General features: G+C 66.8%; 13 protein-coding genes. 6 read left to right on the top strand and 7 right to left on the bottom strand.

The window, feature by feature from the left end:
* Position 1 precedes the first annotated feature (1 nt).
* Complete coding sequence (gene pufM / locus RDV64_RS19020; protein ID WP_309196537.1) at positions 2-1,003, top strand: photosynthetic reaction center subunit M; 1,002 nt, start codon at positions 2-4, stop codon at positions 1,001-1,003.
* Positions 1,000-2,433, top strand: coding sequence for a photosynthetic reaction center cytochrome PufC (gene pufC / locus RDV64_RS19015; RefSeq protein WP_309196536.1), 1,434 nt, complete (start codon positions 1,000-1,002; stop codon positions 2,431-2,433). The genes pufM and pufC overlap by 4 nt, the downstream gene beginning before the upstream one ends.
* A 255-nt stretch (positions 2,434-2,688) precedes the next feature.
* On the opposite strand, the gene RDV64_RS19010 is transcribed toward pufC, so the two are convergent.
* Together RDV64_RS19010 and RDV64_RS19005 are read right to left on the bottom strand one after the other, a co-directional pair.
* Entirely contained in the window at positions 2,689-4,293 is a 1,605-nt protein-coding gene (locus RDV64_RS19010) for an indolepyruvate oxidoreductase subunit beta family protein (protein ID WP_309196535.1), read from the bottom strand.
* Complete coding sequence (locus RDV64_RS19005; protein WP_309196534.1) at positions 4,290-6,443, bottom strand: indolepyruvate ferredoxin oxidoreductase subunit alpha; 2,154 nt, start codon at positions 6,441-6,443, stop codon at positions 4,290-4,292. The genes RDV64_RS19010 and RDV64_RS19005 overlap by 4 nt, the downstream gene beginning before the upstream one ends.
* 310 nt (positions 6,444-6,753) lie before the next feature.
* Here RDV64_RS19005 and RDV64_RS19000 point away from each other — a divergent pair, with 310 nt between their 5' ends.
* Positions 6,754-7,230 carry a hypothetical protein gene (locus tag RDV64_RS19000; RefSeq protein WP_309196533.1) on the top strand — a complete coding sequence of 159 codons (477 nt, stop codon included), beginning with the start codon at positions 6,754-6,756 and terminating at the stop codon, positions 7,228-7,230.
* A gap of 45 nt (positions 7,231-7,275) precedes the next feature.
* Here RDV64_RS19000 and argC read toward each other — a convergent pair whose 3' ends face one another.
* The 4 genes from argC to RDV64_RS18980 form a co-directional block, all read right to left on the bottom strand.
* Entirely contained in the window at positions 7,276-8,304 is a 1,029-nt protein-coding gene (argC, locus tag RDV64_RS18995; RefSeq protein WP_309196532.1) for an N-acetyl-gamma-glutamyl-phosphate reductase, read from the bottom strand.
* Positions 8,305-8,489: 185 nt separating this feature from the next.
* On the bottom strand, positions 8,490-8,981 hold the full coding sequence (rpsI, locus tag RDV64_RS18990; protein ID WP_309196531.1) for a 30S ribosomal protein S9: 492 nt from the start codon (positions 8,979-8,981) through the stop codon (positions 8,490-8,492).
* Complete coding sequence (gene rplM / locus RDV64_RS18985; protein WP_309199545.1) at positions 8,978-9,442, bottom strand: 50S ribosomal protein L13; 465 nt, start codon at positions 9,440-9,442, stop codon at positions 8,978-8,980. Before rplM ends, rpsI begins: the two co-directional genes overlap by 4 nt.
* Before the next feature lie 93 nt (positions 9,443-9,535).
* Entirely contained in the window at positions 9,536-9,859 is a 324-nt protein-coding gene (locus tag RDV64_RS18980; protein ID WP_309196530.1) for a DUF1127 domain-containing protein, read from the bottom strand.
* A gap of 118 nt (positions 9,860-9,977) precedes the next feature.
* Between RDV64_RS18980 and RDV64_RS18975 the strand changes: the two genes are divergently transcribed.
* Positions 9,978-10,898: a LysR family transcriptional regulator gene (locus RDV64_RS18975; protein ID WP_309196529.1), complete on the top strand. Its 921-nt coding sequence runs from the start codon at positions 9,978-9,980 to the stop codon at positions 10,896-10,898.
* A 263-nt stretch (positions 10,899-11,161) separates the two neighbouring features.
* Here the strand turns inward: RDV64_RS18975 and RDV64_RS18970 are convergent, their stop codons facing one another.
* Entirely contained in the window at positions 11,162-11,614 is a 453-nt protein-coding gene (locus tag RDV64_RS18970; RefSeq protein ID WP_309196528.1) for a PaaI family thioesterase, read from the bottom strand.
* 45 nt (positions 11,615-11,659) lie between these two features.
* On the opposite strand from RDV64_RS18970, the gene RDV64_RS18965 reads away from it, so the two are divergent.
* Both RDV64_RS18965 and RDV64_RS18960 read left to right on the top strand, forming a co-directional pair.
* The gene (locus RDV64_RS18965) at positions 11,660-13,072 is read left to right on the top strand and encodes an enoyl-CoA hydratase-related protein (RefSeq protein ID WP_309196527.1); all 1,413 of its coding nucleotides are present in this window, start codon (positions 11,660-11,662) and stop codon (positions 13,070-13,072) included.
* Complete coding sequence (locus RDV64_RS18960) at positions 13,069-13,596, top strand: CoA-binding protein (protein WP_309196526.1); 528 nt, start codon at positions 13,069-13,071, stop codon at positions 13,594-13,596. The genes RDV64_RS18965 and RDV64_RS18960 overlap by 4 nt, the downstream gene beginning before the upstream one ends.
* The last annotated feature ends 17 nt before the right edge of the window (positions 13,597-13,613 follow it).

Raw genomic sequence — 13,613 nt, 5'->3', positions numbered from 1 at the left:
CATGGCGCCTTATCAAAACATCTTCACCCAGGTTCAGCTGCGCAATCCGCACGGCGAACTCGGGGTCTCCGCACCCGGTGACGCCCGCAACCGCTACGGCAAGCCCGCCTTCAACTACTGGCTCGGCAAACTCGGCGATTCGCAGATCGGCCCCATCTACATGGGCTCGCTCGGCTGGGCTTCGCTGATCTGCGGCATCATTGCGTTCGAGATCATCGGCCTCAACATGTGGGCGTCGGTCGACTGGGACCCGGTGCAGTTCCTGCGCCAGCTCCCCTGGCTTGCCCTTGAGCCGCCCTCGCCCGCCTACGGCCTTTCGATCCCGCCGATGAATGAAGGCGGCTGGTGGCTGATGGCCGGCTTCTTCCTCACCGCCGCAATCTTGCTGTGGTGGCTGCGGGTCTACCGCCGCTCCGTCGCGCTCGGCCTTGGCACCCACGTCGCCTGGGGCTTTGCCGCCGCCATCTGGCTCTACCTGGTGCTGGGCTTCATCCGCCCTCTCCTGATGGGCTCCTGGGGCGAGGCCGTTCCCTTCGGCATCTTCCCGCACCTTGACTGGACCGCCGCATTCTCGCTGCGCTACGGCAACCTCTTCTACAACCCGTTCCACGGCCTCTCGATCGTCTTCCTCTACGGCTCGACGCTCCTGTTCGCCATGCACGCGGCCACCATCCTGGCCTGCTCGCGCCTCGGTGCGGACCGCGAAGTGGAACAGATCGTCGACCGCGGCACCGCGTCGGAACGTGCCGGCCTCTTCTGGCGCTGGACCATGGGCTTCTGCGCCACGATGGAATCGATCCACCGCTGGGCGTGGTGGTTTGCCGCGCTGACGGGCATCACCGGCGGCATCGGCATCCTGATCACCGGGACCCTGGTCGACAACTGGTACGAATGGGCGGTCCTGCACGACTACGCGCCGATGTATCCTGACGTTCTGCCCGCAGCGCCCGATCCTTCGGTGGTGGGTGTGACCGGCAGCGGCATGACGGGGGCTGGCCAATGACCTTCAAATTCGGCTTTACCGAAGCAGCCATTGCCGTCGTCGTTGCCTTCCTGCTCCTCGCGATGCTCTTCCTGCCGGAATATGACCGCCCGCCGCTGGCATCGGTCCAGAGCGGCTACCGCGGCACCGGCATGGCGCAGATCTACAACCCGCGGACCGTCGCGGCGAACCTTCCGGCCAACGAAGTGCCGGAAATCGCCGGGCTTCCGCCGCTGATCGAAGCCGGCCCAAAGGCCGGTGACGTCTACCAGAACGTTCAGGTTCTGACCGACCTTTCTGCCGGCCAGTTCCTTCGCCTGATGACGGCAATCACCGCCTGGGTATCGCCGGAACAGGGCTGCGCCTACTGCCACGCCGGCAACAATTTCGCCGACGACGATCTGTACACCAAGCGCGTCTCCCGGTGGATGATCCACATGACGCGTGACCTCAACACCGAATGGACCAACCACGTCCAGCAGGCCTGGAAAGAAGAAGAGCAACCGGCAGCTGGGGTGAACTGCTACACCTGCCACCGCGGCAACAACGTGCCGCAGAACGTGTGGTTCAACACGCCCAGCGTCGCAGATGAAATGCAGGGCATGGTCGGCAACCGCGCAGGGCAGAACCGTCCGGCAGAAAATGTGGCGCTTGCCTCGCTCCCGGCCAATCCGTTTGCGCCCTATCTCGTTGCCGACACCGACGAGAGCGGCAACATCCTGCAGAAGATCCGTGTCATCGGTCAGACCGCGCTGCCCACCGGCAACCGCGCCTCGATCAAGCAGGCGGAACAGACCTATGCACTGATGATCCACATGTCGACGTCGATGGGGGTGAACTGCACCTACTGCCACAACACCCGGGCCATGGGTTCGTGGGAGCAGTCGACACCGCAGCGGACCACGGCGTGGTACGGTCTCCAGATGGTGCAGGCGCTGAACGCGGAATACATCATCCCGTCGCAGGTGGCCCTGCCCCAGCATCGCCTCGGCCCGCTGGGTGATGTGTCCAAGGTCAACTGCGCCACCTGCCACCAGGGTGTCTTCAAGCCGCTCTACGGCGCCAACATGACTGGCGATTTCCCGAGCCTTGCGACCGCCAACACCGTGTCCCGCGAGACTCTGCTGCCCGGCCTTGCCAGTGCTGAAGCGTCCATGGAGATCGGTGCAACGCTGAAGTCCGAGCGCACGGCTGCAGCAGCGCCCGCCGCCGCTCCGTCAGCCCCTGCGGCAACCACCACCACCACGGTGCCGGCAGACGCCACTCCCGCCGAAGCAGCACCCGCAACGGCCGCTCCTGCCGACGCGGCGGCAGCCACTGCGGTTCCGGCCGACGCGGCAGCGACCGAGGCTCCTGCCGATGCTGCACCGGCGACGCCCGCGGCACCCGCCGAACCGGCCACGCCCGAAGCTGCCACCGAGGCCGCAACACCGGCGCCGGCCACGCAATAACGAGGCGCGGGCGGTCCCCAGAACCGCCCGCACCCCACGGCACCCCCAGAGTGCCGGAACTGGCCCCGGTGCGGCTTTCCGCGCCGGGGCCATCTTGCGTCAGGCGCACGGCGTCGGCGCGACCTGCCCGGTCACCCGAGTGGACCAGTGCTGGTCCACCACGCCCAGCGCCTTGCATGAAATTCACCACACCTGGCAGCTTGCGCACGCCATTGGCGTGCAATCCGCCGGCCGGGCCAAATGAAACCGGGTGCGTCAGTCGCTGGCGGCAGCGGGCGGTGCATCGAGGGTTGCGACGGTTTTCAGTGCGCCGTCCAGCTGCGTGCCCGCTTCATCGGCAAAAGCGGCCTCCTTGAGCCGGCGCAGCCAGTCAGCCCCGTCGGCGCGGCCTTCCAGCAACGGCAGCGCGGAAAGAACCCGGTCGAACTTCGACAGGCCGCGGGCATGGGTGTCGCTATAACCTTTCACGAGGCGGCGGCAGCGCAGCACCTCCGCGGCGAGCCGTGGCTCGCCGGGTGCCAGACGATGCACTGTCTCCAGCCACGCCCCAATGTGCGCCTCCTCGCCCCTGTGGCGCAGCAAGGCGCGGCGAACCGGACGCAGCGACGCCATCATGTAAAGCGGCAGAAAGCCCCGCAGCCTGTCCGTGCGAACGCGGCGCCCGCGGTTGACCATCTTGTCCAGAAGCCGAAAGAGCCCCGGCCGGCGCGTCACGAACGCCCCGACAGGCGCCGGAAGCAGGCCGCAGATCTCCTCACCGCGCGGGTGCATGTACTCGGTGACGGCGAGAAGCTGCCCCTCGCGAACGCCCACCTCGTTCTCGACCCGCGTCATCCGTGTGGAGCGGATCTTGAGGTCGGCAACGCGGATCACATCGTCGTAGGCCATGGCGTTTGCAACGTGCTTGGCGGCGGCTTCCGCAAGGTCCGCGTCGCCGGGCGCATGGGCATTGATCGCCTCCACACGGTCGAGGTAGAGCGCGCCGTATTTCACGTCCTGATAGTCGACCACCTTCTCAAGACCGCGGCGGGCGATGGCGGCGGCCGGCAGCGCATCGGCACGCTTCAGGAGGGCGCGGAACGCCTCTTCCTGCCTCGCCGGACCGTGGATCTCAGGGGCGGTTGTCATTGCCTCCGGCGCATGGCCGGGGGGCAGCGTCGCTTCGCTGCCGCTGTGGGCGGCGGCGCTGTCGGTCGCGGCGCTCTCCGGGCCGCCGCGCACGGCGTCAAAGCCCGCGGCAAAGGCGGCAAGGCTCGCCGTCACGCCCTTGCCCGAGCGGCGGATGGTGTCCTCGAAGGCCGCGCGGGGAAATGGCAGCACCTCGGCGCCGGCCAGCGCGCCGAACAGGCTGGCGGAGATGACCGAACCGTTGGCGATGGCAAGGCTGTCGAGGTCGGCAGACAGGAACCGCAGCGAGGCGTCGCGCGCGGCCTGCAGCACCGGCTCACTTTCCAGAATGCCCATGCCGGGTGCCGATTTCTCGGACACCGCCAGCGCGCGGTGGCTGGAGGCGATCAATGTCGTGCGGCCGGGGGTGACGAAGCCGCGCTGGATCGCACGGCCTGCCTCCATCAGCTCGGCGGCGAGCACGATATCCACGTCGCCCACGGCAGGCATCAGCGAAAGGATGGGGATGCGGTCGGTCCGCGGCACCATCTCGACGTAATAGATGGTGGCGCCGGTACGCTGGGCGACGCCCGGCACCGAGGTGGACTGGACGTCGTACCCCTGCTGCTCGGCAAGATCGACCAGCCATGTGGAGACCACGCCGCCGCCCTGCCCGCCCACCGCCAGAATGGCAAGCTTGATGACGGACGACGTGTTGTCGCCGCGCCGGGCGGGCGAAACGTGCACGTTCATGCCTTCGCTCCGAACGAGAGCCTGCGGGCCTCGCGCCGCCTTTGAAACCAGCCAATGATGCCGCGCCGCCAACCGGCCACCCGCACCTCGAACTTGCCGGGATTGTGCGTCACGTCCGCCTGGTAGAACGAGGGGCAGAGGACGGCAGCCTCCGCCACCTCGCCGCAGTTGCCACAGCCGACGCACGAATTGTCGATGGCCGCCACCGGGTCGTCCCGCAGCGGATCGTCGAGCTTTTTCACCGACAGCGAAGGGCAGCCGGAGAGGCGGATGCAGGCGTGATCGCCGGTGCACACGTCCTCGTCCACGCCGAAGCGTGGCTTCACCATCCGCTTGCCGTCCTTGATGGCCTTGGCAATCACCGGCTTCTCGCGCCGCTGCCGGTTGAGCATGCATTCCGACGACGCGACAATCACCTTCGGCCCCTTGGCTTCGGTGGTCAGCGCTTCGGCGAGCGTGTCGCGCATCTTGCCGACATCGTAGGTGCGGTCGATCTGGCGGACCCACTCGGCGCCCATCCCCTTCACCGCGGCGGTGATCGGGTGTCTGGTCGACCGGCTCTTGTTGTTTGCGCGCGACGACAGGATGTCCTGCCCCCCGGTCGCGGCGGAATAATAGTTGTCGACGATCAGGATCACGCCGTCCTGCTGGTTGAAGACGGCATTGCCGACGCCAGACGTCAGTCCGTTGTGCCAGAAGCCGCCGTCGCCCATCACCGCAATCGGCCGCTTGTCCGCCTTCACGTTGAACGCGGACGCCGACGCTGCGCCAAGGCCATAGCCCATGGTGGTGGCGCCAAGGTTGAAGGGCGGCAGGATGGAGAAGAGGTGGCAGCCGATGTCGGCCGCAATGTGGTGCTCGCCGTGCTCCTGCTCCACAAGCTTCATGGCCGCGAATATGGGCCGCTCCGGGCAGCCGGTGCAAAAGCCCGCCGGCCGCTGGGGGACGGCGCCGGTGAGGTCCGGCAGCTCGATCTTCTCTTCGGGGTCGTTGGGGGCGCGCTCGGCATCGGGGAGCAGCGCGGGGGAATAGGTGCGCAGGAACGCGGTGATGCCATCCAGCAGCACCTGGCCGGTGTACTCGCCTGCCATGGGAAGAAGACCCTTGCCCTCCAGCTTTGCAGTGCCGCCGGCCTTGTAGAGCATGTCGCCGATCGCCTGCTCGATGTGTTCCGGCTGGCCCTCCTCCACCATCAGGACGGCATCCTTGCCGGCGCAGAAATCGACCACCTCGTCGCGGATCAGCGGGTAGGTCACGTTGAGGCAGTAGATCGGAATGGTGGTCTCGCCATAAAGGTCGGCGAGGCCGAGGCGCTGGAGGGAGCGCATCACGCTATTGTACATGCCGCCCTGGCAGATGATGCCGATCTTGCCGTCTTCCGGCCCGAAATGCTCGTTGAGCTTGCGCTCCTTGATGAACCGGATGGCGGCCGGCCAGCGGACCTTCACCTTTTCCTGTTCGTGGCCGAAGGAGGCCGGCGGCAGGACGATGCGGTTGGTGTCGCGCTGCGGCTTGTTGAGCGCGTCGGCCATGGTCATCGGCGGGCGCTTGTTGTCGCTGGCGGTAAAGCGGCCGTGGACGTGGCAGGAGCGGATGCGCACCTCCAGCATCACCGGCGTGTTGGTGGCCTCGGACAGCTCGAACCCGTCGCCAACGGCTTTCACGATGGAGGGAAGGTTCGGCCGCGGGTCGAGGAGCCAGATCTGGCTCTTCATGGCAAATGCGTGGGAGCGCTCCTGCATGATGGAGGAGCCCTCGCCATAGTCCTCGCCGACGATGATCAGCGCACCGCCGGTAACGCCGCCCGACGAGAGGTTGGCGAGCGCATCGGACGCCACGTTGGTGCCGACGGTGGACTTCCACGCCACCGCCCCGCGGATCGGGTAATGGACGGAGGCGGCAAGGGTTGCGCCTGCCGCGGCCTCGCTGGCGGAGGCTTCGAGGTGGACGCCGAGGTCCGCCATGATCTCCTCGGCATCGGCCAGCACGTCCATCAGGTGGCTGATCGGCGCGCCCTGATAGCCGGCAACGTAGCCGACGCCGTTTTCGAGCAGCGCCTTGGTGATGGCAAGAATGCCCTCGCCACGGAATTCCTCGCCCGCTCCGATCTTGAGCTGCTGAACTTCCTTCGCAAACGAACGCTCTGCCATACTCTGCTCCCTCGCACCGCAGCTCTATTCAACTGCATATATCAGGCCATTTGGGAAGACGGCACAACACGCTTCCGATGGCGCAAACCGCCGGTCCCGCGACAATCACAGGCATTGGCATTTTGACAATGTCCGGCTTCGTGGACGGGCCGGCCCGCGACCCGGTCGGACGGACCGCGGCGATACCCTGTTGCATCAACGCTTCAGTGTCACCGCTTGGGGCGGTGCGGGCTGCGGTGCGTCAGACGGACGATGGATTTCGCGCGCCGGCAGGCTCACACAGGAAAGGCCGTGCGAGGAAGGTTCATCCATGCGTGCTCTACTGATCTCCGTTCTGCTTCTCGCTGCGCTCGTCGCCGGTTGCCAGACCGTCAACGAAGCATCCGGCCCCATCCGGATCACCAATGTGCGCGTGACCACCGCCCCCCTTTATGATGGACCGGCCGAACTGGTGCGGATGGTGGACCGGGAAACCGAGCGCCAGCTCGTCGGCACGGGCAAGCCCGGCACGCCGGCAACGGTAAACGTCGTCATCACGCAGGTCTGGTACACCGATGGCGTGAACGCCCTCATCATCGGTACCGTCAACCGTGTCCGGGCGGACGTGACGGTCCGCGACGGCGCGGGCACGGTCCTTGCCAGCTTCGAGACCAAGGCGGATGTCCCCTATCAGCCGCACAGCCTCCTCGGCCCGTTCCTTCTGCGGGGCCGGCAGGACATGGCAATGGTGGATCCGAAGCTTGCGCAGTGGCTCGCCCAGATGATCCGGGCGAGAATTTACGGCTGACCGTTCCGCCGCACCGGCGCCGGGCGGCGCCCGCGAGGCCTGAACTTACGGGAACAGCGCCAGCTGGCCGATCCCGGTCGCCTCGTCGAGACCCATGACGACGTTCATGTTCTGGATCGCCTGACCCGATGCGCCCTTCACCAGATTGTCGGTGGTGCTCATCACTATGGCCCGGCCGTCCCGCCGGTCACGGCAGACGCCGATGCGGGTGTAGTTCGAGCCGCGGACATGGCGGGACTGGGGCGGTTCACCGAAGGGCAGCACGGTGACGAAAGGCTCGTCGGCATAGCGTTCGGCGAGGATCGCGTGCATCGCCGAAGCGTCACCGACGAGGTAGATCGAGGAGTAGATGCCCCGGTTCATGGGGGCGAGGTGCGGCGTGAAGCTTGCCAGCACCTCGCGACCGGCGACGGCGGAAAGCTCCTGGTCAAGCTCGGCCGTGTGCCTGTGCCCGCCGACCGAATAGGCGTGAAGCCCCTCCGACACTTCGGAAAAGAGCATGCCGACCTTGGCCGAACGGCCTGCGCCGGACATGCCGGTCTTGGTGTCGATGACAATGTGGTCGAGGTCGATGGCGCCGGCCCTGGCGAGCGGGATCAGGGGTAGCAGCGCCGTGGTGGTGTGGCAGCCGGGGTTGGCGACCAGCCGTGCGCCGCGGATCGCGTCCCGGTGGATTTCGGTAAGGCCGTACACGGCCTCGGCCTGTAGCTCCGGCGCCAGATGGGTGTGGCCGTACCAGTGTGCATAGGCGGCCGTGTCCGACAGGCGGAAGTCGGCCGACAGGTCGATCACCTTGATGGACGGTTTGGCGGCGATGGCGGCAGCGATCGCCTCCTGCGTGGTCCCGTGGGGCAGCGCGCAGAACAGAACGTCGATGTCCGACAAATCGGTGTCGGCAATCTTCTGCAGCGTCGGCAGCGCAAGCGCCGAGAACTGCGGGAAGACCTCCGCCATGGGCCGGCCGGCGTTGCTCTCCGCCGTCATTGCGGCAATTTCCGCCTCAGGATGGCGGCTAAGCAGGCGGACAAGCTCGGCCCCGGTGTAGCCGGATGCCCCGTAGATCGCGATCTTCATGCTGTCTCTCCTCGCCTGGCCCGCCGGGCCTCGCCTTGCGCCCGTCCGGTGCGCCCTTTCAATGCAGCGCCGCACTTTGCGGTCCCTGCCCGAATACGACAAAGGGCGCGCGGCATGAACCGCGCGCCCCGGAATTTGTATCGCCTTCCGGGTGGCTTCGAGAGCCGCCCGGCCAGTTCCAGCGCTTAGCGCTTGGAGAACTGGAAGGAGCGGCGGGCCTTTGCGCGGCCGTACTTCTTGCGCTCGACGACGCGGCTGTCGCGCGTCAGGAAGCCGACGCGCTTCAGCGTGCCGCGCAGCTCGGGCTCATAGTGGGTGAGCGCCTTGGAGATGCCGTGACGCACTGCACCGGCCTGGCCGGAGAGACCGCCGCCGGACACGGTTGCGACAATGTCGTACTGCGTGTCGCGGGAGACGACGATCAGCGGCTGACGGATCACCATCTGCAGCACGGGACGGGCAAAATACGTCTCGTAGGTCTTCTTGTTGACCGTGATCTTGCCGGTGCCGGGCTTCACCCAGACGCGGGCAACCGCATCCTTGCGCTTGCCGGTGGCGTAGGCGCGGCCGAGCGAATCGAGCTTCTGCACATGGACCGGTGCGGACTGAGTCTCCTCGCCGCCTTCCTGGCCGATGGCGGCGCCGAGATCTTCGAGGGACTGGACGGTGTCGCTCACTTCGGCCTCACATTCTTGGAATTCTGTGCGCGGATGTCGACCGCGGCGGGCTGCTGCGCCTCATGGGGATGCTCGGCACCGGCGTAGATCCGCAGGTTGCGCATCTGCTGGCGGCCGAGAGGACCGCGGGGCATCATCCGCTTGACGGCAGATTCAAGCACGCGCTCCGGGAAACGACCTTCGAGGAGCTGCTTTGCAGTCCGCTCCTTGATGCCGCCGGGATAGCCGGTGTGCTTGTAATAGATCTGCTGCTCGACCTTGCGGCCGGTGAAGCGCACTTTTTCCGCGTTGATGACGACGACATTGTCGCCGCAATCGACGTGCGGAGTGAAATAAGGCAAGTGCTTGCCGCGAAGACGCAGTGCGATCTGCGAAGCGAGGCGGCCGACCACGAGGTCGGTCGCGTCGATCACGATCCACTGCTTTTCAATCTCCGCAGGCTTTGCGGATACGGTTGTCATAGCCCGGAACACCAAGATTGGAGGAATAACGTGCCGCGGCGAGCGCAGCGTGCGCCGCATATGCACGCCCGCGCCGGACACGTCAACTACAATCTAAAACCAAAGCGATTTCAGTACGTTGGCCGGATGGTAATATGCTACCACAGGCAGGTTATCCTGCCGCAGCGGCAACCGCTCGCGCGCCTTCTCCGCCTGCGCCTTGCGATAGGCCAGCGCCAGAGCCTTCGCGGGCCTCGCATCCTGAAGTGCGGCATCGACCAGCGCCTGCGTCAGGCCGATATCATCGAGCTGGCTCGGCGACATCACGCTGAGCTGCGCCAGGGCGCGGCGCTTGTGCCGGTCGTTCCACCACGCCTTGATGCCGCGGCCAACTGTGCCCGCCGCATCGATCGTCTTCACAACCACAGTGCCAATCATGAGTGCCATCGTTTCGCTCCATGTCGTCGTTGACTGACACCCATATGAGCGCGCATGATCGATCAGTCGAACGAATTGAATTGATCGCACAGATCAAAAAAACTGAACGGAGCATCATATGGCCGCTGCCACCCTGGATGCCGAGCTGATCCGCACCTTCGTTGCCATCTGCGAGACTGGCAGTTTTCGCGCCGGCGCCGAGCGCGTACACCGCACGCCCTCGGCCGTCAGCATGCAGATGGCCAAGCTGGAAGAGCAGATCGGCAAGCCGGTGTTCGCAAAGGAAGGCCGCACGGTGCGAATCACCGCCGCCGGCTCCGAGTTTCTGGGTTATGCCCGGCGCATCCTCTCGCTGCACGAAGAGGCTCTGGCGCGGGTGAACGGACCGGCGCTGAGCGGGCTGGTGCGGATCGGCGTGCCGGATGATTTCGAGCTGCGGCTTCTGCCGCGCGCGCTGAGCGCGTTCGCCGCAGTCTGCGCCGATGCCGAGATCGAGGTGATGGTCGAGACGAGCCAGGTGCTCCTGTCCCGAATCGAAAGCGGGCAGGTCGACGTTGCGCTCCTCGAAGGCGGCTCGGTCGGCGACCTTGTGGGCGAGCTCGTTCATGTGGAGCCGCTGGTGTGGCTGGGGCGCGTCGGCGGTACGGCGAAGGACCGGCGGCCGCTGCCCGTCGCACTGGCGGGGCCGAGCTGCTACTGGCGCCACACCGCACGCGATGCGCTGGAGCGGGCCGGTGTGCCGCACCGGCTGGCCTACTCGTCCACCTACTCCTACGCGCAGGTGCCGGCGGTGCATGCCGACCTGGCGATCTGCCCCCTCCCCGCCAGCTACCGGGTTCCGGGGCTGGAACGGGTCGGCGCCGAATGCGGTCTGCCGGATCTCGGGACCATCAGCGTCCGCCTCGCAGTATCCCCGGAAGCAGAGGAGACGGCGCTCGCCCTTGCCGATGCAATCCGCAACACCCTTGGCCAGGATGCACCCACCGCGCTGCGGCCCGAACGCGCCAGCGTTGCGACGCTGCTGGAGGCCACGGCCTAGGCTCCGGACCCAATCAGGGCAGGGCCTGCGCGCCGTCTCGGCTCGCCGCGGCAAGGCGTGTGGACGCAGGAAACCCGGCGGGTTTTCAAGGCCGCGCAACGCAGCCACGGCGAGCCGAGACGGCGCCCGAAGGGTTGGCCAGAACCGGCCGAGCTGCGGGCGAAAGCCTCATCGAATATGCTCGGCATGTCCTTCCTCGCCTTCCGCAGCGCATCTCGCCCGGTTTTGACCAACGCAGGCCCAGCCCTGATTGGGTCCGAAGCCTAGGCCGCCGGCATCGCGTAGGTGGTGGTGGTGTGCGCAATCAGCGTGCCCTCCGCAGTTTCCGCCTCGCACACAATCACGCTGAGCCGCCGGCCGCGCTTCACCACGGTGGCATGCTGTACGATGGCGCCCCCGGCAGGCGCGCCGCGCAGGAACGAGATGTTGAGGTTTGAGGTCACCGCCATCTTGGCGGCAGCGCTGACGGACAGGAGCGCGGCGTAGGCGGCGGCGTCTGCCAGCATCATCAGCGTCGGGCCGGAGATGACGCCGCCGGGGCGCAGGTGCTGTTCGCCGGGCGTGAGCGTGAGTGTGGCGGTGCCGCCGTCTGCCGCGGTCAGTTCGATGGCGTGGGCGGTGAACACCTGCGGGAAGGCGCTCACCAGATAGTGCGCAATTGCATCGTGCGTCATTGCGTCCGGGCCGCCGGTATCGCCCGCGGATGCCGCGGTCATTGACAGCCCGGCCTCCCCGGCGCTTCCCTTCGTGCCATGGATGCCATGACCGCGACCCCATACGTTCTCGCCGAAGATCACGGCGCCATCCGGCGCATCGTGCTTAACCGGCCGCAGCAACGCAACCTGCTCACCCCCGAAATGATTGCGGCCCTGTCCGATGCGCTGGACTGCACGGCAACGGTCATCGTGATTGCAAGCGATGGTCCGGCCTTTTGCGCTGGGCACGACATGAAGGGCATGGCCGCCCACCACGACGATGCCGACGGCGGCCGCGCCTATTTCGAGCAGCTGTTCCGCGCCTGCGGCGCGATGATGGGCAAGATCGCGACCCTGCCCCAGCCGGTCATTGCCGAGGTGCATGCGCCGGCTGTCGCCGCCGGATGTCAGCTCGTTGCCGCCTGCGATCTGGCTCTGTGTGCCGATACCGCGCGCTTCGGCACCACCGGCGTGACCTTCGGCCTTTATTGCGCCACCCCGGCCGTGCCGCTCACCCGCACGGTTGCGCCGAAACATGCAGCCGAGATGCTGATGACCGGCAGCCTGATCGATGCTGCTGAAGCGGTCCGGATCGGCCTCGTCAATCGCGCCGTGCCCGCGGACACTCTGACAGCGCAGACCATGGCGCTGGCCGAAAAAATTGCGGCCCATTCGGGCACGGTGCTTGCCCTCGGCAAGGCTTCGGTGAACGAGACGCGCCCGCTGGAGCTGACCGAGGCCTACGCCAGAGCCGCGGGCACAATGGTGGACAATCTTCTCTTGCCCGATGGACGCGAGGGATTGCAGGCCTTTGCCCAGAAGCGGCCCGCCCGATGGGCCGAGCCCGATCCGCGCAGCGACGACCGCACCGCCTTCTGGGACGCGCGCTACAGCCGCGAGGAGGCCGCGTTCGGCGAGCGGCCCAACGCCTTCCTGACATCGGTCCGCAACCGGCTTCCCGCCGGGGGCCGCGCGTTTGCGGCCGCGGACGGCCAGGGCCGCAACGCCCTGTGGCTCGCCTCCGAGGGTTTTGCGGTCACCATGAACGACCTCTCTGCGGTGGCCACAAGCCAGGTCCGCACGCGGGCTGACGTGGCGGGCCTGGAGGTCGAAATAAGCCCCGGCGATCTGCGCAAGGTGCCGCCTGCCGAGGGCGCGTTCGATCTCGTCACCGCAATCTACCTGCACCTGCCGCCGGCATTGCGGCGAGAGGTGCACAGCGCTCTGGCGCGCGCGCTGGCGCCCGGCGGCATTCTGGTTCTGGAGGCGTTTGCGCCGGGCCAGCAGGCACTGAAGGCGATCCACAATTCGGGCGGCCCCGGCGATCCGGCGCTGTATTATACCATCGACATGCTGCGTGCCGATTTTTCCAGCCTCACCCCGCTTCTGATGGAAGAGACGGAGACGGTGCTGGACGAAGGCAGCGGCCACAACGGGCGGGCCGCGGTGGTCCGCGCCATCTTTGAGCGACGTCTATGAACCACGACCATTATGATGACGATCTTATCGGCGGCATTCTCCACCAGACGAAGACCATTGCGATGGTGGGGGCCTCGGCCAACAATGTGCGGCCATCCTACTTCGTTTTGAAATATCTGGTGGCGAAGGGCTATGCCGTTCACCCGATCAACCCCGGCCGCGCGGGCGGGGACATTGCCGGCCGCCCCTGTTTCGCCAGCCTCGCCGACGTGCCGGAACCCATCGACATGGTCGACGTGTTCCGTGCATCCGATGCGGTGCCGGGCGTGATCGACGAGGCGCTGGCGCTGGACCCGCTGCCGAAGGTGATCTGGCTGCAGCTCGGCATCCGCAACGACGAAGCTGCCGCAAAGGCGGAGGCCGCCGGGATCACGGTCATTCAGAATCGCTGCCCGAAAATCGAGTACGGGCGGCTTTCGGGCGAGATTTCGTGGGCTGGTGTCAATTCGCGCCGGCTGAGTTCGCGCCGGCCGGCCCGCATGGAGGGCTTTCAGCGCCTCGGGATCGCCCCGCAAAAGCGCTGATGGCGCCTTCCCGCTGA

It is taken from the genome of Acuticoccus sp. MNP-M23 (assembly GCF_031195445.1).
Lineage (GTDB): Bacteria > Pseudomonadota > Alphaproteobacteria > Rhizobiales > Amorphaceae > Acuticoccus.
The sequence above is the reverse complement of the archived record's forward strand: the minus strand, read 5'-3'. Positions and strand labels throughout refer to the sequence as shown.